The 16164-nt window shown below is 56.7% G+C and carries 17 protein-coding genes and 1 pseudogene; 9 read left to right on the forward strand and 9 right to left on the reverse strand.

What is annotated here, in order from left to right; translation table 11 throughout:
- Positions 1 to 22: 22 nt before the first annotated feature.
- Genes AC0L7S_RS14140 through AC0L7S_RS14155 form a run of 4 tightly spaced genes read right to left on the reverse strand, consistent with a single transcriptional unit; the run spans position 23 to position 3558 of the window.
- Positions 23 to 943 carry an ABC transporter permease gene (locus tag AC0L7S_RS14140; protein ID WP_473471629.1) on the reverse strand — a complete coding sequence of 307 codons (921 nt, stop codon included), beginning with the start codon at positions 941 to 943 and terminating at the stop codon, positions 23 to 25.
- Complete coding sequence (locus AC0L7S_RS14145; protein ID WP_473471630.1) at positions 940 to 1848, reverse strand: ABC transporter permease; 909 nt, start codon at positions 1846 to 1848, stop codon at positions 940 to 942. The genes AC0L7S_RS14140 and AC0L7S_RS14145 overlap by 4 nt, the downstream gene beginning before the upstream one ends.
- A complete protein-coding gene (locus AC0L7S_RS14150; RefSeq protein ID WP_473471631.1) occupies positions 1826 to 2446 on the reverse strand; it encodes an ANTAR domain-containing response regulator in 621 nt (206 codons plus the stop codon). Before AC0L7S_RS14150 ends, AC0L7S_RS14145 begins: the two co-directional genes overlap by 23 nt.
- Positions 2443 to 3558 carry a transporter substrate-binding protein gene (locus tag AC0L7S_RS14155; protein ID WP_473471632.1) on the reverse strand — a complete coding sequence of 372 codons (1116 nt, stop codon included), beginning with the start codon at positions 3556 to 3558 and terminating at the stop codon, positions 2443 to 2445. The genes AC0L7S_RS14150 and AC0L7S_RS14155 overlap by 4 nt, the downstream gene beginning before the upstream one ends.
- 254 nt (positions 3559 to 3812) lie before the next feature.
- Between AC0L7S_RS14155 and modA the strand changes: the two genes are divergently transcribed.
- From modA to AC0L7S_RS14175, 4 genes and pseudogenes are all read left to right on the forward strand, one after another.
- Positions 3813 to 4616 (forward strand): molybdate ABC transporter substrate-binding protein, encoded by an 804-nt coding sequence (modA, locus tag AC0L7S_RS14160; RefSeq protein ID WP_473474301.1) that lies wholly within the window; start codon positions 3813 to 3815, stop codon positions 4614 to 4616.
- 16 nt (positions 4617 to 4632) lie between these two features.
- A pseudogene (gene modB, locus AC0L7S_RS14165) lies at positions 4633 to 5336 on the forward strand (molybdate ABC transporter permease subunit).
- Entirely contained in the window at positions 5333 to 6448 is a 1116-nt protein-coding gene (gene modC, locus AC0L7S_RS14170; RefSeq protein WP_473471633.1) for a molybdenum ABC transporter ATP-binding protein, read from the forward strand. The pseudogene modB and the gene modC overlap by 4 nt, the downstream one beginning before the upstream one ends.
- Before the next feature lie 91 nt (positions 6449 to 6539).
- Positions 6540 to 6881 (forward strand): winged helix-turn-helix domain-containing protein, encoded by a 342-nt coding sequence (locus AC0L7S_RS14175; RefSeq protein ID WP_473471634.1) that lies wholly within the window; start codon positions 6540 to 6542, stop codon positions 6879 to 6881.
- Positions 6882 to 6945: 64 nt separating this feature from the next.
- Here the strand turns inward: AC0L7S_RS14175 and cobF are convergent, their stop codons facing one another.
- The 4 genes from cobF to AC0L7S_RS14195 form a co-directional block, all read right to left on the reverse strand.
- Positions 6946 to 7722: a precorrin-6A synthase (deacetylating) gene (cobF, locus tag AC0L7S_RS14180; protein WP_473471635.1), complete on the reverse strand. Its 777-nt coding sequence runs from the start codon at positions 7720 to 7722 to the stop codon at positions 6946 to 6948.
- Positions 7723 to 7910: 188 nt separating this feature from the next.
- Positions 7911 to 8312 (reverse strand): VOC family protein, encoded by a 402-nt coding sequence (locus AC0L7S_RS14185; protein WP_473471636.1) that lies wholly within the window; start codon positions 8310 to 8312, stop codon positions 7911 to 7913.
- A gap of 85 nt (positions 8313 to 8397) precedes the next feature.
- On the reverse strand, positions 8398 to 8892 hold the full coding sequence (locus tag AC0L7S_RS14190; protein WP_473471637.1) for an SRPBCC family protein: 495 nt from the start codon (positions 8890 to 8892) through the stop codon (positions 8398 to 8400).
- Positions 8885 to 9259, reverse strand: a complete 375-nt coding sequence (locus AC0L7S_RS14195) for an ArsR/SmtB family transcription factor (protein ID WP_473471638.1) — start codon at positions 9257 to 9259, stop codon at positions 8885 to 8887. Before AC0L7S_RS14195 ends, AC0L7S_RS14190 begins: the two co-directional genes overlap by 8 nt.
- A gap of 237 nt (positions 9260 to 9496) precedes the next feature.
- Between AC0L7S_RS14195 and AC0L7S_RS14200 the strand changes: the two genes are divergently transcribed.
- The 4 genes from AC0L7S_RS14200 to AC0L7S_RS14215 all read left to right on the forward strand — a co-directional run bounded on the left by AC0L7S_RS14200 (position 9497) and on the right by AC0L7S_RS14215 (position 12465).
- Complete coding sequence (locus AC0L7S_RS14200) at positions 9497 to 10015, forward strand: dihydrofolate reductase (protein ID WP_473474302.1); 519 nt, start codon at positions 9497 to 9499, stop codon at positions 10013 to 10015.
- A gap of 161 nt (positions 10016 to 10176) precedes the next feature.
- A complete protein-coding gene (gene hflK, locus AC0L7S_RS14205; RefSeq protein WP_473471639.1) occupies positions 10177 to 11328 on the forward strand; it encodes an FtsH protease activity modulator HflK in 1152 nt (383 codons plus the stop codon).
- A 1-nt stretch (position 11329) separates the two neighbouring features.
- Entirely contained in the window at positions 11330 to 12274 is a 945-nt protein-coding gene (gene hflC / locus AC0L7S_RS14210) for a protease modulator HflC (RefSeq protein WP_473471640.1), read from the forward strand.
- Positions 12275 to 12279: 5 nt separating this feature from the next.
- Positions 12280 to 12465, forward strand: a complete 186-nt coding sequence (locus AC0L7S_RS14215) for a DUF2065 domain-containing protein (RefSeq protein WP_473471641.1) — start codon at positions 12280 to 12282, stop codon at positions 12463 to 12465.
- Positions 12466 to 13495: 1030 nt separating this feature from the next.
- Here the strand turns inward: AC0L7S_RS14215 and AC0L7S_RS14220 are convergent.
- Complete coding sequence (locus tag AC0L7S_RS14220; RefSeq protein WP_473471642.1) at positions 13496 to 13588, reverse strand: DUF3892 domain-containing protein; 93 nt, start codon at positions 13586 to 13588, stop codon at positions 13496 to 13498.
- 1015 nt (positions 13589 to 14603) lie between these two features.
- Between AC0L7S_RS14220 and AC0L7S_RS14225 the strand changes: the two genes are divergently transcribed.
- Positions 14604 to 16124 carry a DegQ family serine endoprotease gene (locus tag AC0L7S_RS14225; protein WP_473474303.1) on the forward strand — a complete coding sequence of 507 codons (1521 nt, stop codon included), beginning with the start codon at positions 14604 to 14606 and terminating at the stop codon, positions 16122 to 16124.
- Positions 16125 to 16164 lie beyond the last annotated feature (40 nt).

The following is a 16164-nucleotide window of genomic DNA, read 5'->3' on the forward strand; positions in this document are numbered from 1 at the left end:
TCATGTTCCCTTTCTCTGGTTGTTATCTGAGCTTGATACGCGGATCGATGAATGGTGCGACAATGTCGGCAAGCAGGTTGCCGAGCACGATGGCGAAGGCTGATACCAGCGTGACGCCCATGATGATGGGAATGTCGACGCGCTGGATGGCCTGCCAGGCAAGCTGGCCGATACCCGGCCAGCCGAACACGCTTTCGACGACGACGATACCGCCCATGAAGATACCGATGTCGATGCCGATCATGGCGACGATGGGCAGGATGGCGTTGGGCAGGGCGTGACGCAAAATGACGGCACCGCGAGCCAGCCCCTTGGCGCGAGCGGTGCGTACATAATCCTGGCGCAGCACGTCGATCATGGAAGAGCGCATCATGCGCGCGTACCAACCGGCCCCCAATACGCCCATTGTCAGCGATGGCAGGACAAGATGGTGCCACGTGCCGTAGCCGCCTATGGGAAACCAGCTAAGCCGCACCGCAAAGACGTAAAGAAGAAGCAGGCCGACGACGAATTGCGGAGCTGATACACCGACGAAGGAGGCGACCATCAAGGACTGGTCGGTGGCGCTGCCGCGCCTGATGGCTGCCCATAGCCCCATGCTGAGGCCGATGACCAGTTCGCAGATGATGGAGCCCAGCATCAGGAGTAGTGTTGCCGGCAGGCGTGAGACGACGAGTTGGGTGACTTCGGAGCGCTGGATGTAGGAGCGGCCAAGATCGCCACTGACGAGATGGGTGAGATAGCGCCAATACTGGATGATGAAGGGTTGATCGAGACCGAGTTGCTGGCGGATGCTTTCAACCGTTGCCGGTGTGGCGCTGCGCCCGGCGATCTGGCGCACAGGGTCGGCTGGCAACAAATAGAGCAGGGCAAATGTGATGAACGAGACACCAAGCAGGATCATAGCTGACTGTATGAGGCGGCGTCCAAGATAGGCGATCATGAGCGGCCCCTTTGCGTCGGGTCGAGAATGTCGCGCAAGGCATCACCGACAAGATTGAAGGCAAGCGCCAGTATCAGGATCGCGGCTCCGGGGATGAAGACGAGCCAGGGGGCCGATTGGAAATAGGTCTGGTTTTCGAAAATGATGTTGCCCCATGAGGCAATGGGTGGCTGTACGCCAATGCCGAGATAAGACAGCGTTGCCTCAAGCAGTACCGTGGTGGAAATGCCAAGCGTTCCCCATACGATGATGGTTGGCAGCAGATGAGGCAGGATATGCTTGAACAGAATGCGTCCGCTACTGGCCCCCAAGGTTCGTTCGGCGTCGATGAATTCACGCTCGGACAGTGAGCTTGTTTCGGTGTAGATGACGCGCGCTGTCTGCACCCAGTTGACCAGCGCAATGACCATGGCGACGATCCACAGGCTCGGTTCGAATATGGCGGCAAGGCAGATGGCCAGCAGAAGTGCGGGAAAAGCCATCATGAGATCGGTAAAGCGCATGAGAATGGAGCCGATCCAGCCACGGAAATAACCGGCGGTGACACCCACAAGGCTACCGATGACAAGTGCTACGCCGTTGGCAACAATGCCGATGATGAGCGAGGTGCGCGCGCCATAGAGAATGCGGGTCAGGAGATCGCGGCCAAGCAGGTCCGTGCCGAGCAGGAATGTTGCGCTTGGCGGCAATGGCGAGCCCTGCAGGGTGAGGCCATCGAACATCTGCGCGTAGGGATCGTATGGGGTCAGCCAGGGCGCCAGAATTGCGCCGGTGACGACGACGGCGATAATGACGAGACCGATCAGGGCCAGCGGCCGGGAGACAAGTTGCTGAAACACGCCCGCGCGTGGTTTGGCCGCGACGCCTGTGTCAACGGGAAGATCAGGCGCGATGGGATTGGTCATCACTCTCTTCCTTATCGGCTTCCTTGCCGGTCATTGCCACGATGCGCCGTGCTGCGTCTTCAAGATTGACTTGCCAACTCATGGCCAGCGATCTGAGCTGCGCATAGGCTTGTTCGTCGTCGATACCGCCTTGTGCCGTCAAAGCCGCGACAGCGCGCACGATGGTTTGCCGCTCGGCCACGCGGTTGCGTAGCGCTGTGATTTCAGTGGCGAGTTGACGGCGCGCCTCAAAGGACTGGCGGGCAATGAGAAGGGCGCTATAGACGCCTGCAGTGCCGACGGGCTTCAGAATTTGAGCGTTGGCGTTTTGGGACAGAGCCCATTCGATGCGTCCGGGCGCTTCAGAACCGATAAGCGCAATGAGCGGCATCGGCGCTTCGCCGATCTGCCAGGGAAACTGTTCGTCAAAGCCAAGATCGGCGTCAAAGAAAACAAAATCCGCTGCGAGTGCTTCGGCTGGCAGTTGCGGCCAGCAATCGGTGGTTTCCAGCCCGATTGCTGCCAGTTGACGGGTGATGGCCTGAACGACGGGATGGGGCCGATGCAGGACGAATGCTTTTGCGCCACCCAGATTGGGGATGCGGGATATACGGCTCATGACACGACCCTCAAATTAGGGCGTGCAAAGGTCGTGCTGCGGTTGTAGTGCGACAAATAGGGGTCCGGGGCGATGGCATCGATGCGGCTTATCCGTTCAAAACCAGTGCCGTTGATGCGCCCGATTTCGACCGGAAGTGTCGCGTGCTGGGTGTGCGGATCGACAGTGATTGTGCCAAGTGCCGTGTCGTATGCGGTGCCGGCGAAGGCGGTTGGCAAGTCTGCATAAGTGGCCTGGGCATTGGTAGCCAGCACATTGGCCAGAACCTGAACCGAGGCGCTGGCGGCAGCTTCAAAGGACGATGCGGGGGCTTCCGATATTGTGTGAAGTGGTGCATCCGCATTGTGAAAATAAGGGCCTGCCGAAAGGTGGCCATTTCCCGCAGTGCCGATTGCCGGGAGTTCGCATTCGGAGAGATTGCACGACAGGATCGGGCAGCGCTCTGCGCCGAAGTGCGGGTCTTCGCGTGCAAGTTCTGCATAGGCGGCAAAAAAAGCATAGGATGAATTGCCGATAAGATTGTTGAGAATGAAATCCGGGCGGGTGGCGCGGATTTCCTCGATCAGCCGTGACACGTCGGGTTCGCCAATGGGCAGATAACGCTCGCCGAGAACGGTTCCGCCTGCGTCGGCGATCAGGTCACGGGCGACGCGATTGGTTTCCCAGCCCCATATGTAATTGGAGCCAAGCAGGAAGCCGTTTGTGCCGAAGCGCGGGATGACATGGGCAAGCAGCGGCACGAGATGCTGGTTGGGGCAGGCGTGCATGTAAACGACATGGTCGTTTGCTTCGAAGCCTTCATATGGACAGGCATACCAAAGCGTTCCGCCAACCCGTTCAAGGGTAGGAATGACTTCCTTGCGGCTCCATGAGGTTACGCAGCCGATGACATGGCGTGCTCCGGTCGTGCGCAAGATGTCCTGGCACAAGGGGGCGTAACGGTCGATATTGCCTTCGGCGTCGCGTTCGACAGGAACAAGCTCGATGGTGCCTGCCGGATCGGCGTTAACAGCGGCGATGGCGCGCATGACGCCTTGGCGGCAAGCGTCCGCGATCAAGCTGTAGGTGCCGGATCGCGAATATAAAACGCCGATTTCGATACGTTGCTTCAACCCCATCCCCAAAAATGACAATGCCCCGCAGCCAGCGCCGCAGGAGGCGTGGCATACGAGGCATGTTTGCCGTCCGGCGGTCAGAACCGGTATTTTCTTCAGCCTATTGCTTGCACGCCGTCAGTCAAGCAGGAAATTGAAGACGCCCGTGCCTGGCACTGATGGCGCACTGATGCCTTCCATTGTTATATTCATTCAGATATATCGAAATCAGCTATCATCGCTAAAACGATTGCGAAATGGTGAGGAGTATGATGCCCGTTCAGTGCAGTTTCGGACGGAGTTTATTGGTGGCATTTGGCGGATTGGCGGCAATGTTGATTGCGCCGGTGCCGGCGGCGCAGGCCGGTGAACCGATTGTCGTATTTGCCGCGGCCAGTCTGAAGAATGCTCTCGATGCGGTGAACATTGCATGTAAGCCCGATGCGGGTGAAACGGCCCGGATTTCCTATGCTGCGAGTTCGGCGCTTGCGCGCCAGATTGAGCAAGGAGCACCTGCCGATATCTACATTTCCGCAGATCTCGACTGGGTGAAATATCTGGCGGACAAGGGGTTGATCAAGACGGAGAGCGAGGTTCGGTTGCTTGGCAACAGGATCGTCCTGATTGCACCAAGGGAGTCGACGCTGGAAGCTAAGATCGAAACAGGGTTCGACCTTGCCGGGTTGCTTGGCAATGGCAGGCTTGCCATAGGCGATGTGAAGGCCGTTCCGGCGGGGAGATATGGAAAGGCCGCGCTTCAATCGCTCGGATTGTGGGATGGTGTCAAAGACAAGCTGGCGCAGGCCGAGAATGTGCGTGCGGCCTTGAAACTGGTTTCCCTGGGTGAGGCTCCACTTGGCGTGGTCTATGCCACCGATGCGGTTGCAGAACCGGGCGTCAAAGTGGTCGGCGCGTTTCCTGACAATTCGCACCCTGCGATCATCTACCCTGCTGGCCTGATCGCTTCTTCCCAATCGGGGGATGCACCAGCTTTCATGACGTGCCTGCGAACCGCCAAGGCGCGCAAGCTTTTCGAAGCGCAGGGCTTTTCCGTGCTCGTGCCTTCTGAAAATTGAGAGAACACACGCACTCATGAGCTGGTTCGTGCAACTTACACCGGAAGAATGGAATGCGGTTCAGTTGTCGATCAAAGTGGCAACCGTGGCAATTTTCGCCAGCCTTCCACCCGGTATTCTGATTGCTCTTTTGCTGGCGCGAAAGCAATTTTGGGGCAAGACGCTTCTCAACGGTCTGGTTCATTTGCCGCTGGTGCTGCCGCCAGTGGTTACGGGCTATCTCCTGCTGTTGAGTTTTGGTCGAAAGGGGCCGGTTGGCGCTTTTCTTGCCGAACATTTCGGGATTGTCTTTTCATTCCGCTGGACGGGTGCGGCACTTGCCTGCGCCGTGATGGGCTTTCCGCTAATGGTGCGGGCAATCCGGCTTTCAATCGAGGCTGTCGACCGCAGGCTGGAGGCGGCGGCAGGTACGCTTGGAGCTTCGCCGTTATGGGTGTTCGCTACAGTTACATTGCCGCTTATCTTGCCCGGCCTGATTGCCGGAGCAATCCTTTCCTTTGCCAAGGCGATGGGAGAATTTGGCGCAACGATCACCTTCGTTTCCAACATTCCGGGTGAAACGCAGACATTGCCATCGGCGATCTACACCTTCACTCAGGTGCCGGGGGCGATGCCGGCGCACTTCGGCTGACATTGATCAGTGTGGTCATTTCGATGGCAGCTCTGGTGGCATCGGAATTACTGGCGCGGCGTGTCGGCAAGCGGATGGACATCGAATGACGATCTCAGTCGATATTCACCACAGCCTGGGTGCGTTTGGTGTTGAGGCCCGCTTTGAAAGTGCTGGGCGCCTGACCGCGTTGTTTGGCCCGTCCGGTTCGGGCAAAACCTCATTGATCAACATCATCGCAGGCTTGATCCGCCCGGACGAGGGCCGCGTCGAGGTGGATGGCCGTGTGCTTGTCGATATGCAAACTGGCCTGTTCGTGGCAAAACACCGGCGACGCATCGGCATTGTATTTCAGGATGCGCGGCTTTTTCCGCATATGAATGTGAAGAGCAATTTGCGCTATGGCCTGTGGTTTACGCCTGCGTCTGAGCGTTATTCGCAGTTCGATGCCGTGGTCGAGCTTTTGGGGCTCGGCCCACTACTGGAACGCAGGCCGGGAAAATTGTCGGGTGGCGAAAAGCAACGTGTTGCAATTGGCAGGGCGCTGCTTGCCAGTCCCAAATTGCTGTTGATGGATGAGCCCTTGGCTTCGCTGGACGAGGCGCGCAAGGCCGAGATTTTGCCATATATCGAACGGCTTCGCGATGAGACGAAAGTCCCGATCGTTTATGTCAGCCACTCTCTTGCCGAAGTCGGGCGGCTGGCAAGCGATGTCGTTGTGCTGGCGCATGGCAAGGTCACTGCGGCAGGATCGACCAGCGCCATCATGCAGCGGCTCGACCTTTTGCCTGCCGAAGAACGCGATGAGGGCGGCGCAGTCCTCGAAACGAAGATCGTCAGCCACGATGAGGGTTTTGGCATGACAGTTCTGGGGTCTGTGGCAGGAGATATTCGGGTGGCGCGTGTCGATGCACCGATTGGTGCGCCGGTTCGCCTGCGCATTCGGGCGCGTGATGTGATGATCGCGACCGAACAACCGAAGGGGTTGAGCGCGCTCAATATTTTACCTGGCAGCATTGTTGCGCTGGATTCCGGTTCCGGGGCGACCTCGGAAGTGCGTATTGATTGCAATGGCGCGGTCATTCTTGCGCGCATTACCGAGCAATCACGGCAGATATTGGATCTGCAGCCGGGTCTGGCAGTGTTTGCCATTATCAAGACTGTAAGCTTCGGCAATGCCAATGCATCAGCCTTTCCGCACGTGAATATGGTGGCGACATGATGCTGGCGGCCATGACATGCGTAATATTCACAGAAAATAGCGTTGCGAAGAAATTCCGTGTTTGGGTATGGAATAATTTCGGGATGAACACATGCCGTCATTAAGTTTGCGGATAAATCTTGATCCTGAAGGGCGGGTAGGTCCGGGCAAGATCGAGCTTCTTGAGCATATTGCCGCCTTCGGTTCGATCTCGGCTGCGGCGCGCGCAATGACAATGTCTTATAAACATGCCTGGGATCTGGTCGAGGATATGAATAGCGTTTTCGGCAAGCCGCTGGTTTCGGCGCAAACTGGCGGCAAACGCGGTGGCGGTGCGCAACTCACGACGGTTGGCCTTGCCATTGTCAGCCGCTACCGGGCAATTGAACGCGCGGCAAATTCGGCGGCGGCGATGCATATGGAAGCATTGCAGGCCGAGATCGACGCCGGATGATGGCTTCTTGTTCTTTTCCGCAATTCTAGGCGGAAAACCGCTGCACACTTTTCCTGGAATTGCTCTAATCCCCGTCCGGTTCTCCCGGCTTGCGCAACAGATATGTGTCCATGATCCAGCCCTTGCGGTTTCGCGCATCACTGCGGGTCTGGACGATCTCGTCTCCAATATCGGCAAGGGCGCCGGAAATGATGATCTCGTCGGGTGTGCCGAGATAGGCACCCCAATGGATGAAAATATTCCTGTCTGCGATGGTCTGGAACGCGCATTTGCCGTCGAGCATGACCACGACGCTGCCGGCGTTGGCAGGCATGCCTTCTTTCGTCAGGCGTCGCCCGGTCGTGATCAGAACCGGATCGCCGATGCGGTTCAACGCGATTTCGTGACTGGCGGCGAGCGCCTGTATGGCGGTGATGCCGGGGATGACTTCGACAGCGAACTCGACATTGCCGCGCTGTTTGACGCGTTCGAGAATGCGCAGCGCGCTGTCATAAAGCGATGGATCGCCCCAGATCAGGAATGCGCCGCATCCGCCGTCGTCGAGTTCGCGCGCGATCAGGTCTTCGTAGATGGAGGCAATTGCATCATGCCAGTCGTCCACGGTGTCGCGATAAGAAGATGAAGGCTCCGTGCGCGTTGGTACGTCGAACTCGACGCGTCGCGAATTTACATTGGTGACGAAGCGGTCGCAAATCTCGCGGCGAAGCTCGGACAAGTCGCTCTTTTTGGCTCCTTTGTCAGGGATAAACAGGACATTGGCGCGGTTCAGGCCGCTGATTGCCTGAACGGTCAGATGATCGGGATTTCCGGCTCCGATGCCGATGACAAGAAGCGTGCGCATGGGCAAATCTCCTGCCTGATCGGGCCGCTTGTGTCCAGAGGGTGCATTGCGTTACAGGCGCGCTAAACGCAGCGGGGGCAGTGGGTCGGTTTTGCGCCCCCATTTTGCGATGGCCAAGTGCTTGAAATTTTGTGCCCCAAACAAGGCCGTTGCAAAATGGATGGGATGGCAGCTTCTCTGAAATGACCTTACGTTGCAGCGGCTTCAGTCATTTCGATCAGCTGAATGAGATTTCCGCAAGTGTCATCGAAAACCGCCATACGAACAGGTCCTGCATCCATCGGCTCAACAGTAAACTCTACGCCCAATTCGCCCAGTCTTTTCCGCTCCATATCAAGGTTCTCCACCTGAAAAGAATGCGCGGGAATGCCATCGGCTACCAGTGCTTCCTTGTAGGGCTTAACAGCAGGATGATCGCTTGGCTCAAGCAACAACTCTGTTCCTTCGGAGTCTTCATTGGACACGACCGTCAACCAACGGTTTTCTCCTAGTGGAATGTTGTTTTTCACCGTAAATCCGAGGATATCGGTGTAGAATTTCTCTGCTTTGTCCTGGTCATCGACAAAGATGTTGGTCACATAGATTTTCATGTTTTTACCGTTCGGTTAGTGTTTCGCAGTGCATAGCCGCCATTTGTATAACCGTTGCAAAACCGATGGTTCTTGCAACGCATTGTCAGATGCGCGTGACGTGATTTGCGAGTTTGTCTAGCGTCTGAGCACCAAACTCCACCGCACCAAAGCCAATGACGATAGCGCGCCGTTCTGGCGTCGGGTGCATCTGACGCAATGTCACGACCGTCTTGCCGTTATCCTGTTCGTCGAAGGTAACCAGCAGTTGAAAGCAAGCCGGGTCGTTATCGGTGTCTGTGCCATGATTGGCCTCGATTAGTCTTGGTTCCTCAATGCGCAGAAATTCCATGCGATTTGAAAAACGAGTGCCGTCTGGCGCAACCATGTCAAACCGCCACAAGCCGCCCTCGCGAATGTCGATTTCATGTGTCTCAATACTGAACCCATCGGGTCCAAACCACTGCACTATCTGCTTTGGGTCGCTCCATGCGCGAAAGGCCGTGTTTCGGTCTGCGTCGACTGTACGAGCAATGACGATTTCTTTATCCAGAGGCCATGAAGCCCACTTGGAAACGCTATTTTTAGTGTGTTCATCCATTTGATTCTCCTTTCTTTACATTTTCCAGATGTGCCTCAAATCGGTCAAAACGCTCTTCCCACTGTTGGCGATGAGTGGCCAACCAATCCTCTGCGTCTCGCAAGGCGTTGGGATTCAGCGTGCAAATGCGCGTCCTGCCTTCTCGATGCGATATGATAAGGCCAGCACTTTCCAGAACGCCAAGATGTTGAGTGAATGACGGCAGTGCCATAGCAAAGGGACTGGCCAGTTCGGAGACTGTCGCAGAGCCTTTGCTTAGGGCTTGGATCACCGCTCGCCGTGTCGGGTCGGAGAGTGCGTTGAACGCGTTGTCGATGGGTTGATTATTGTTAGGCATAAACCTAACTATATACCGCGCGTTACGCATGTCAATAATAGTTAGGTAAATACCTAAATTTCAATATCGCACAAGCGGCTATAGGGAGCATTTGTCAGATTGTGACATCAACAGAGCGGCACTCTTGCTCGTTAAGCGAAAAGTTCAAACTGACCCTCTACCGAGGCCGGATAAGGCTATGAAGGCAAACGGGAAACCGATAGGGTCGCGCCGCAATGCGATCACCACGCATCGCCAAGATGGCACCGAAAGCGGGAATGACGAATGATGAATGTCGCGATCTATGTCGCCATTGCCGAAAACGGTGTGATCGGACGCGATGGCGGCTTGCCGTGGCGGCTTTCCAGCGACCTGAAGCGGTTCAAGGCCGATACGATGGGCAAGCCGATCATCATGGGCCGCAAAACCTTTGAAGGGATTGGCCGGCTTTTGCCGGGGCGCTTGAATATCGTGGTCACTAGAGACACGGCTTACAAGGTGGAAGGCGGCGAGGTCGCCCATTCGCTGGAGGATGCCATCAAACTGGCCAATGTGCGTGCGCGGTGTTCAAATGGCGTAGATGAAATCTGCGTGATTGGCGGCAGTCAGATTTATGCGCAGGCGCTTAGGCTGGCGGATCGACTGCATGTAACCCATGTGCTGGCCGACATTGAAGGTGATGCGCGCTTTCCGCCCATCGACCCGGCGCAGTGGGCCATCGTCAGCGAACAGGATGTGCCAGCGGGCGAGAAAGACAGCCACGCAACGCGCTACACGGTTTACCATCGGCGCAACAACGTGCAATGAGGGGCCGAAAAGGTCGCGACCGATCGTCTTCTTCGCTCATATGAGGCGCAGAAGGTGAGCGATTACGTTGAAAGCGCGCCTTGGCGTCCCTATAGAGTGTAGGACAAAGGATTCTGCGCCGCCTTGTTGGCGCATGAGGGAACGCAAGCGAGAGGACATTCATGCCCTGGAACGATAAAAGCGGAGGCGGCGGCGGCCCTTGGGGCGGCGGCGGCGGAGGCAGCGGCGGAAATAATGGAGGCGGGCCCTGGGGGCAGGGGCCAAAGGGGCCAAGTGGGCCTCAGGGATCGCCCCCCGATCTGGAAGACATTATCCGGCTGGGGCAGGACAAGCTTCGCCGGGCGCTGCCCAATGGCGGCGGCGCCAGCCCGGCAATGATTGGCCTGATAGTCCTGGTCCTTCTGGGGTTATGGGCATTCAAGGCCATCTATACGGTTCAGCCGGATGAAGTTGCCGTGGAACTGCGCTTCGGTAAGCCGAAGGCGGAACTCTCGCAACCGGGCCTGCATTTTCATTGGTGGCCGGTCGAGACCGTTGAGACGGCCAAGATCGCCGAGCAACTCGTCGATATCGGCGGCGGTACGCGCAACGACAACAGTTCCGGTCTGATGCTGTCTGGCGATCAGAACATCGTCAATGTCCAGTTCTCAGTGGCCTATCAGGTCTCCGATCCGCGCGCCTATCTGTTCGATGTATCGGACCCCGATGGCATGCTTCGCCAGGTTGCCGAAAGCGCCATGCGTGAAGCGGTAGGCCGGCGTCCGGCGCAGGATATTTTCCGCGATGACCGTCAGGGCATTGCCGAATCCGTGCGCGGGATCATCCAGACCACGCTGGACGGCTATCAGGCGGGCTTGAACGTCAACGCCATTTCGATCGAGGATGCAGCACCGCCGCGCGAAGTGGCCGATGCCTTCGACGAAGTGCAACGCGCCGAACAGGACGAAGACAGGTTTGTCGAACAGGCAAACCGCTATTCGAACCAGAAACTCGGTCAGGCCCGCGGACAGGGCGCGCAGATCCGGGAAGAGGCGGCAGCCTACAAGAACCGCGTCATGCAGGAAGCCGAAGGTGAGGCGCAACGCTTCATCTCGGTCTATGACGAATATGCCAAGGCGCCCGATGTCACGCGCAAGCGGCTTTATCTGGAAACGATGGAGAAAGTGCTGAAGGATTCAAGCAAGGTGCTCGTGGAGCAAGGTGCTGGGCCGGGGGTTGTTCCCTACCTGCCGCTGCCGGAGCTTCAGAAGAAGGCCGCGCCTGCGCCCGCGCCAGCAAGCACTTCGGTGACAGCAACGGAAGGGAACCAGTAACATGGCAAATCGTCTTCCCATTGTCGCCATTGTCGGCGCTGTCATCCTGTTCCTGATCTACTCCTCGATATTCGTGGTCAATGCCCGCCAGCAGGCCATTGTCCTGCGCTTTGGCGAGATCGTCGACGTGAAGTCGGACCCGGGCGTCTATTTCAAGGCACCGTTCCCGTTCTTCGACGCCGATACCGTGCAACTGGTTGAAAACCGGGTGCTGCGCTTCGATCTCGACAATATTCGCGTTCAGGTTTCTGGCGGCAAGTTCTACGAGGTCGATGCCTTCATCGCCTATCGCATCTCGGACCCACGGGTGTTTCGTGCGGCTGTTTCGGGCAGCATCGAACTTGCCGAGCAGCGGTTGCGCACACGTCTCGACGCTGCATTGCGCCGCGTTTACGGCTTGCGCGATTTTGAAGCGGCACTTTCCGAAGAGCGTGCTGTGATGATGCGTGAGGTGCGCGACCAGTTGCGCCCCGATGCAACCTCGCTTGGGCTGGAAATCGTTGATGTGCGTATCCGGCGCACCGACCTTACGCAGGAAGTTTCGCAACAGACTTTTGAGCGCATGAAGGCCGAACGCTTGGCCGAAGCCGAACGGCTGCGGGCACGCGGCAACGAAGCAGCGCAACGCATTCGCGCCCGTGCGGATCGTGAAGTGGTGGAAATCGTTGCCGAGGCGCAAAAGGAATCGGAAATCCTTCGCGGTGAAGGCGATGCCGAACGCAGTGCGACCTTTGCCAATGCCTATCTGCGCGACCCGGAATTTTTCGATTTTTACCGGTCGATGGGCGCTTACAAGGAAGCCTTGGACAGCGCCAGCGGAACGACAATGGTGTTGTCGCCAAACTCGGAGTTTTTCCGTTATTTCCGTGACTCGGCCAGTGAAGTTCCGTCGAAGGCAGCCGCGCCAAAAGCACCGGCAGCAGCACAACCAAGCACCGGCCAGTAAGGCCGGTGCAGGATTTTCTGGCGGCTATGGGCCTGGTCCTCGTCTTTGAGGGCTTGATCTATGGCGGCTTTCCTTCGCTGGCCAAGAAATTGGCCGGCGAAGTGCTATCCATGCCGGAAAACGCGCTGCGCGTGGCCGGCCTTGTGGCGGTGGCAATTGGCGTCGGCATCGTCTGGCTGGTGCGCCATTAGAGCAATGCCGGGAATGTGCGGCGCTATAGAGTGCCAAACCCGGCGTGTGGTGTGGATTTTCCGATAGTTTGATTGAGTGCCGGGCGGGGCTGGCGTGTGGCCATGCGCCGGAGTTAGATGTAGGAATTATTTCCTAATTATATATTTGACGTACCAAGAGCGGAAATGCGATGATCTCGCGACAGGTCACTGCTGAGATAAAGGAAATAGAGGCAACTGCCGAAATGATTGACGCGGGGCTGGATGAGAAGTGCGAACACCACTCTGAAGCTGACAAGCAGCATATGCTTGAATCCGTCTACTGGACATTGACCTATGCCAGTCGCTCCGCTTCTTCCACTAAATCATGGAGATAATTCACATTAAGTTCTGCCACTGCAATCGGTGAGACGTCTTGAAGGCGTTTCCCTAAATGGTGAGTAGGTGGGGTATAGGTCCTGTCGCCCCTTGCAGTGAAAGGGACAAGTACAGTGGTAGCCGGAGTTCTTTGAACGCGCACCGGCTTGCCATCAAGTGCGGCGACTCGCATACCGGGAGGGGCGGACCACCTTCGAAAGATACAGCGGTCTCAAATCCTGAAAAAATGACCACATTGGAGAATGGGCCCCGTCAAGTCTGAGAATGTTGCTAAATCCATTCCCCGCGACACCAATTTCATGTCGTTCCGGTCTGACTTGCACAGCAGAGCCAAGGCCGTGTTCATCGTCATTTCGTGCTTCGAACATGTATTGAAGGAGGGGATCACTTTTTCGAGCTTGTTTCTTTGCGCCGAACCACTGCATGGCCTGCGGGGAGGTTTTTGCGCCTTGCTCTAGAACTGTGTAGACGTTCTTTGATGATGTTAGAACTATGTACCAACTATCGGAAAAGTCCCTGAACGTGTGACTAGACTTCAATTCTGCAAGCGCCTTTCGCGCAATACGAAGTCGTCCTTTGGCTTTTTCAATGGCTGCTAGATTCATGTCAGAAAACCCCAAAGACAAAGACCAAGAGAAGGGCGGTGTGGTATTGCACCGCCTTACTCTATTGCTCACGGACATTCAGGAAGGCTCAGGAGATTATTTGGCTCATCGCCGTCCGCTTCCGTCTTAAGATACTTGTTGCCAAATCGGCTCTTAGCCACTTCAACATAAACTCGGTCGCTCTACGAAAAAACGCCACTCTTTTTGTTCAATTTTGCCTATGGCGTCATAGTTGGTTAGCTTCCACTGCTTCGTCTCGAAGCCCCCGACATGGGTGATCCGCTCAAATGGGTTTAGGCGATCGTCTTTGTTGATGCATTTTATTTGGGCAGTGCTTGTCACGTCAAATTGTCCTGTGCTGTTGCCACAGGGAGTTTGACGTAATCTACCAAGAACTTCATGTGCCGAGCCGCCCTATGGCTTGGTTGCGGTAATGGCAGCGAACTTCCGATTCGCTGCCATTACTATTTGACGGCAACCATAAGGCGAAAAGCAAGCCTCCTATGCATCCATTCCCGCGATTCACAGGGGGTGTTTGTTCTTCTTTCGTTTTCGTATAAATTTTTGAGCTTTTTGCTTTGGCGATACCGGCTTCGCCAATCCGCCGATAGGTCAGGTGCTAGCCTTCAATCATTGCAAGCAACTTGTTATGGCGCTTGGTGTCTGTGACCTTTAGCGCCGTGTGTCGATTATTTCGGAAATCGAACTCGGTAGGTCTGCGGCCATCACGGCCGATATTACCCCCTCTGTCCTGCCGGACATCTCCCCCTCAAGTGGGGAGATTGGCCAGTCGTCATTGATGGTGCTTGTTGCGCAAGGCCGGTGATTGACGAAAGACAAAATGAAGGTTGATCTCCCCACTTGAGGGGGAGATGTCACTCCTTGACCAATTTGGCAGGACAGAGGGGGTGCGGAGGCACGCAAACACTATGCAATTGCACAACCGGGCGGCCCGGCGTGTCGGTCGCCGATAATGTGGCGGCTTGGCAACTGGGCGAACCGGGATGGCCGTTCACTTCTTCGTTTTTGGCGACAATCAGTGCAAAAGCGGTTTCTACTTCTGGCCGAATTGCTCTATTGAAGGACAATGGCCGCAAACGTGCCGTATTTGATGCCATCATGATGCGCGCACTGAACTTGAACGCCGATTTTTCACAAATGCCGGGAGCCTTGTTGATGACAGTCGAATTCCTTTTGTCCGCGGTGAGAAAGACATTTATCGCCGCAGCGGCCCTTGGTCTGGCCGGGACATTTGTCGTGCCTTCGGCTGTTTCGCCGGTGTTTGCGCAAAGCAATGGCCCGGCATCGGTTGCCGATCTGGCCGAAGGTCTGCTTGGCGCAGTCGTCAATATCTCGACCTCGCAAACGGTAAAAGGAACGGAAGGGCCGGGCGCGGTTCCCATGCCGCAATTGCCGGAAGGTTCGCCGTTTCAGGATTTCTTCGACGAGTTCTTCAAGGATCGCGGCGATGAAAGGGGCAATGGATCGCGAAAGGTTCAATCGCTGGGGTCGGGCTTTGTTGTCGATGCCGAACAAGGTTTTGTCGTCACCAACAACCATGTCATTGCCGACGCCGACGACATCGAGGTCAATTTTTCGGATGGCGTGACGCTGAAGGCAGAGCTGGTCGGCACCGACACCAAGACCGATATCGCGGTTCTTAAAGTGAACCCGGCAGGCCACAGTCTGACGGCAGTGAAATTTGGCGATTCCAGCAAGATGCGGATCGGCGATTGGGTCATGGCCATTGGCAACCCGTTCGGCCTTGGCGGCACGGTAACTGTCGGCATCGTTTCGGCGCGCAATCGCGACATCAATTCAGGCCCGTATGACGATTTCATCCAGACGGATGCGGCGATCAATCGCGGTAATTCCGGCGGGCCGCTGTTCAACATGAATGGTGAGGTTATCGGCATCAATACCGCCATCATCTCGCCGTCCGGCGGCTCCATCGGCATCGGGTTTTCCATTCCCTCGCAGCTTGCTGCCGGCGTGGTAAGTCAGTTGCGCGAATTTGGCGAGACGCGGCGCGGCTGGCTTGGCGTGCGCATTCAGCCGGTAACGGATGATATTGCCGAAAGCCTCGGCATGAAATCATCGAAGGGCGCGCTGGTGGCCGGTATCATCAAGGGCGGGCCGGTCGATAATGGCTCCATTCAGCCCGGCGATGTGGTCACCAAATTCGATGGCCGGGAGATTGACGAAATGCGCGATCTGCCGCGTATCGTGGCCGAAAGCCCGGTCGGCAAGGCCGTCGATGTGGTCATTGTGCGCAAGGGCGTGGAACAGACGGTCAAGGTGACACTCGGGCGCCTTGAAGATGGTGAAAAACTGGCCAGCAACGAGGACGGCAGTTCCGATACCAACGGCGCTGAAGAAAACGGCAATGCCGTTGCGTCAGCCTCGGTGCTTGGCATGACGATTGGTGAGCTTGACGATGATGCGCGTACAAAGTTTGGCATCGCCGCTGATGTTGCCGGGGTCGTCGTCAGCGACGTTGCAAAGGATTCGGCGGCGGCGGACCGCGGCATTCAGCCGGGCGAAGTCATCACCGAGATCGCGCAGGAATCGGTTTCGACACCGAAAGATGTCATGGACAGGATCGCCGCGCTGAAAGAGCAGGGCCGCAAGAACGCGCTGCTGATGCTTGCGTCAAAAACCGGAGAGCTGCGCTTCGTGACTTTGCGGATGGATTGAAGCGGAGCGAAGAAGCAGAGTCCGGAAAATCCGGCAAGTC

The sequence above is a fragment of the Mesorhizobium sp. G2-6-1 genome (genome assembly GCF_055809095.1).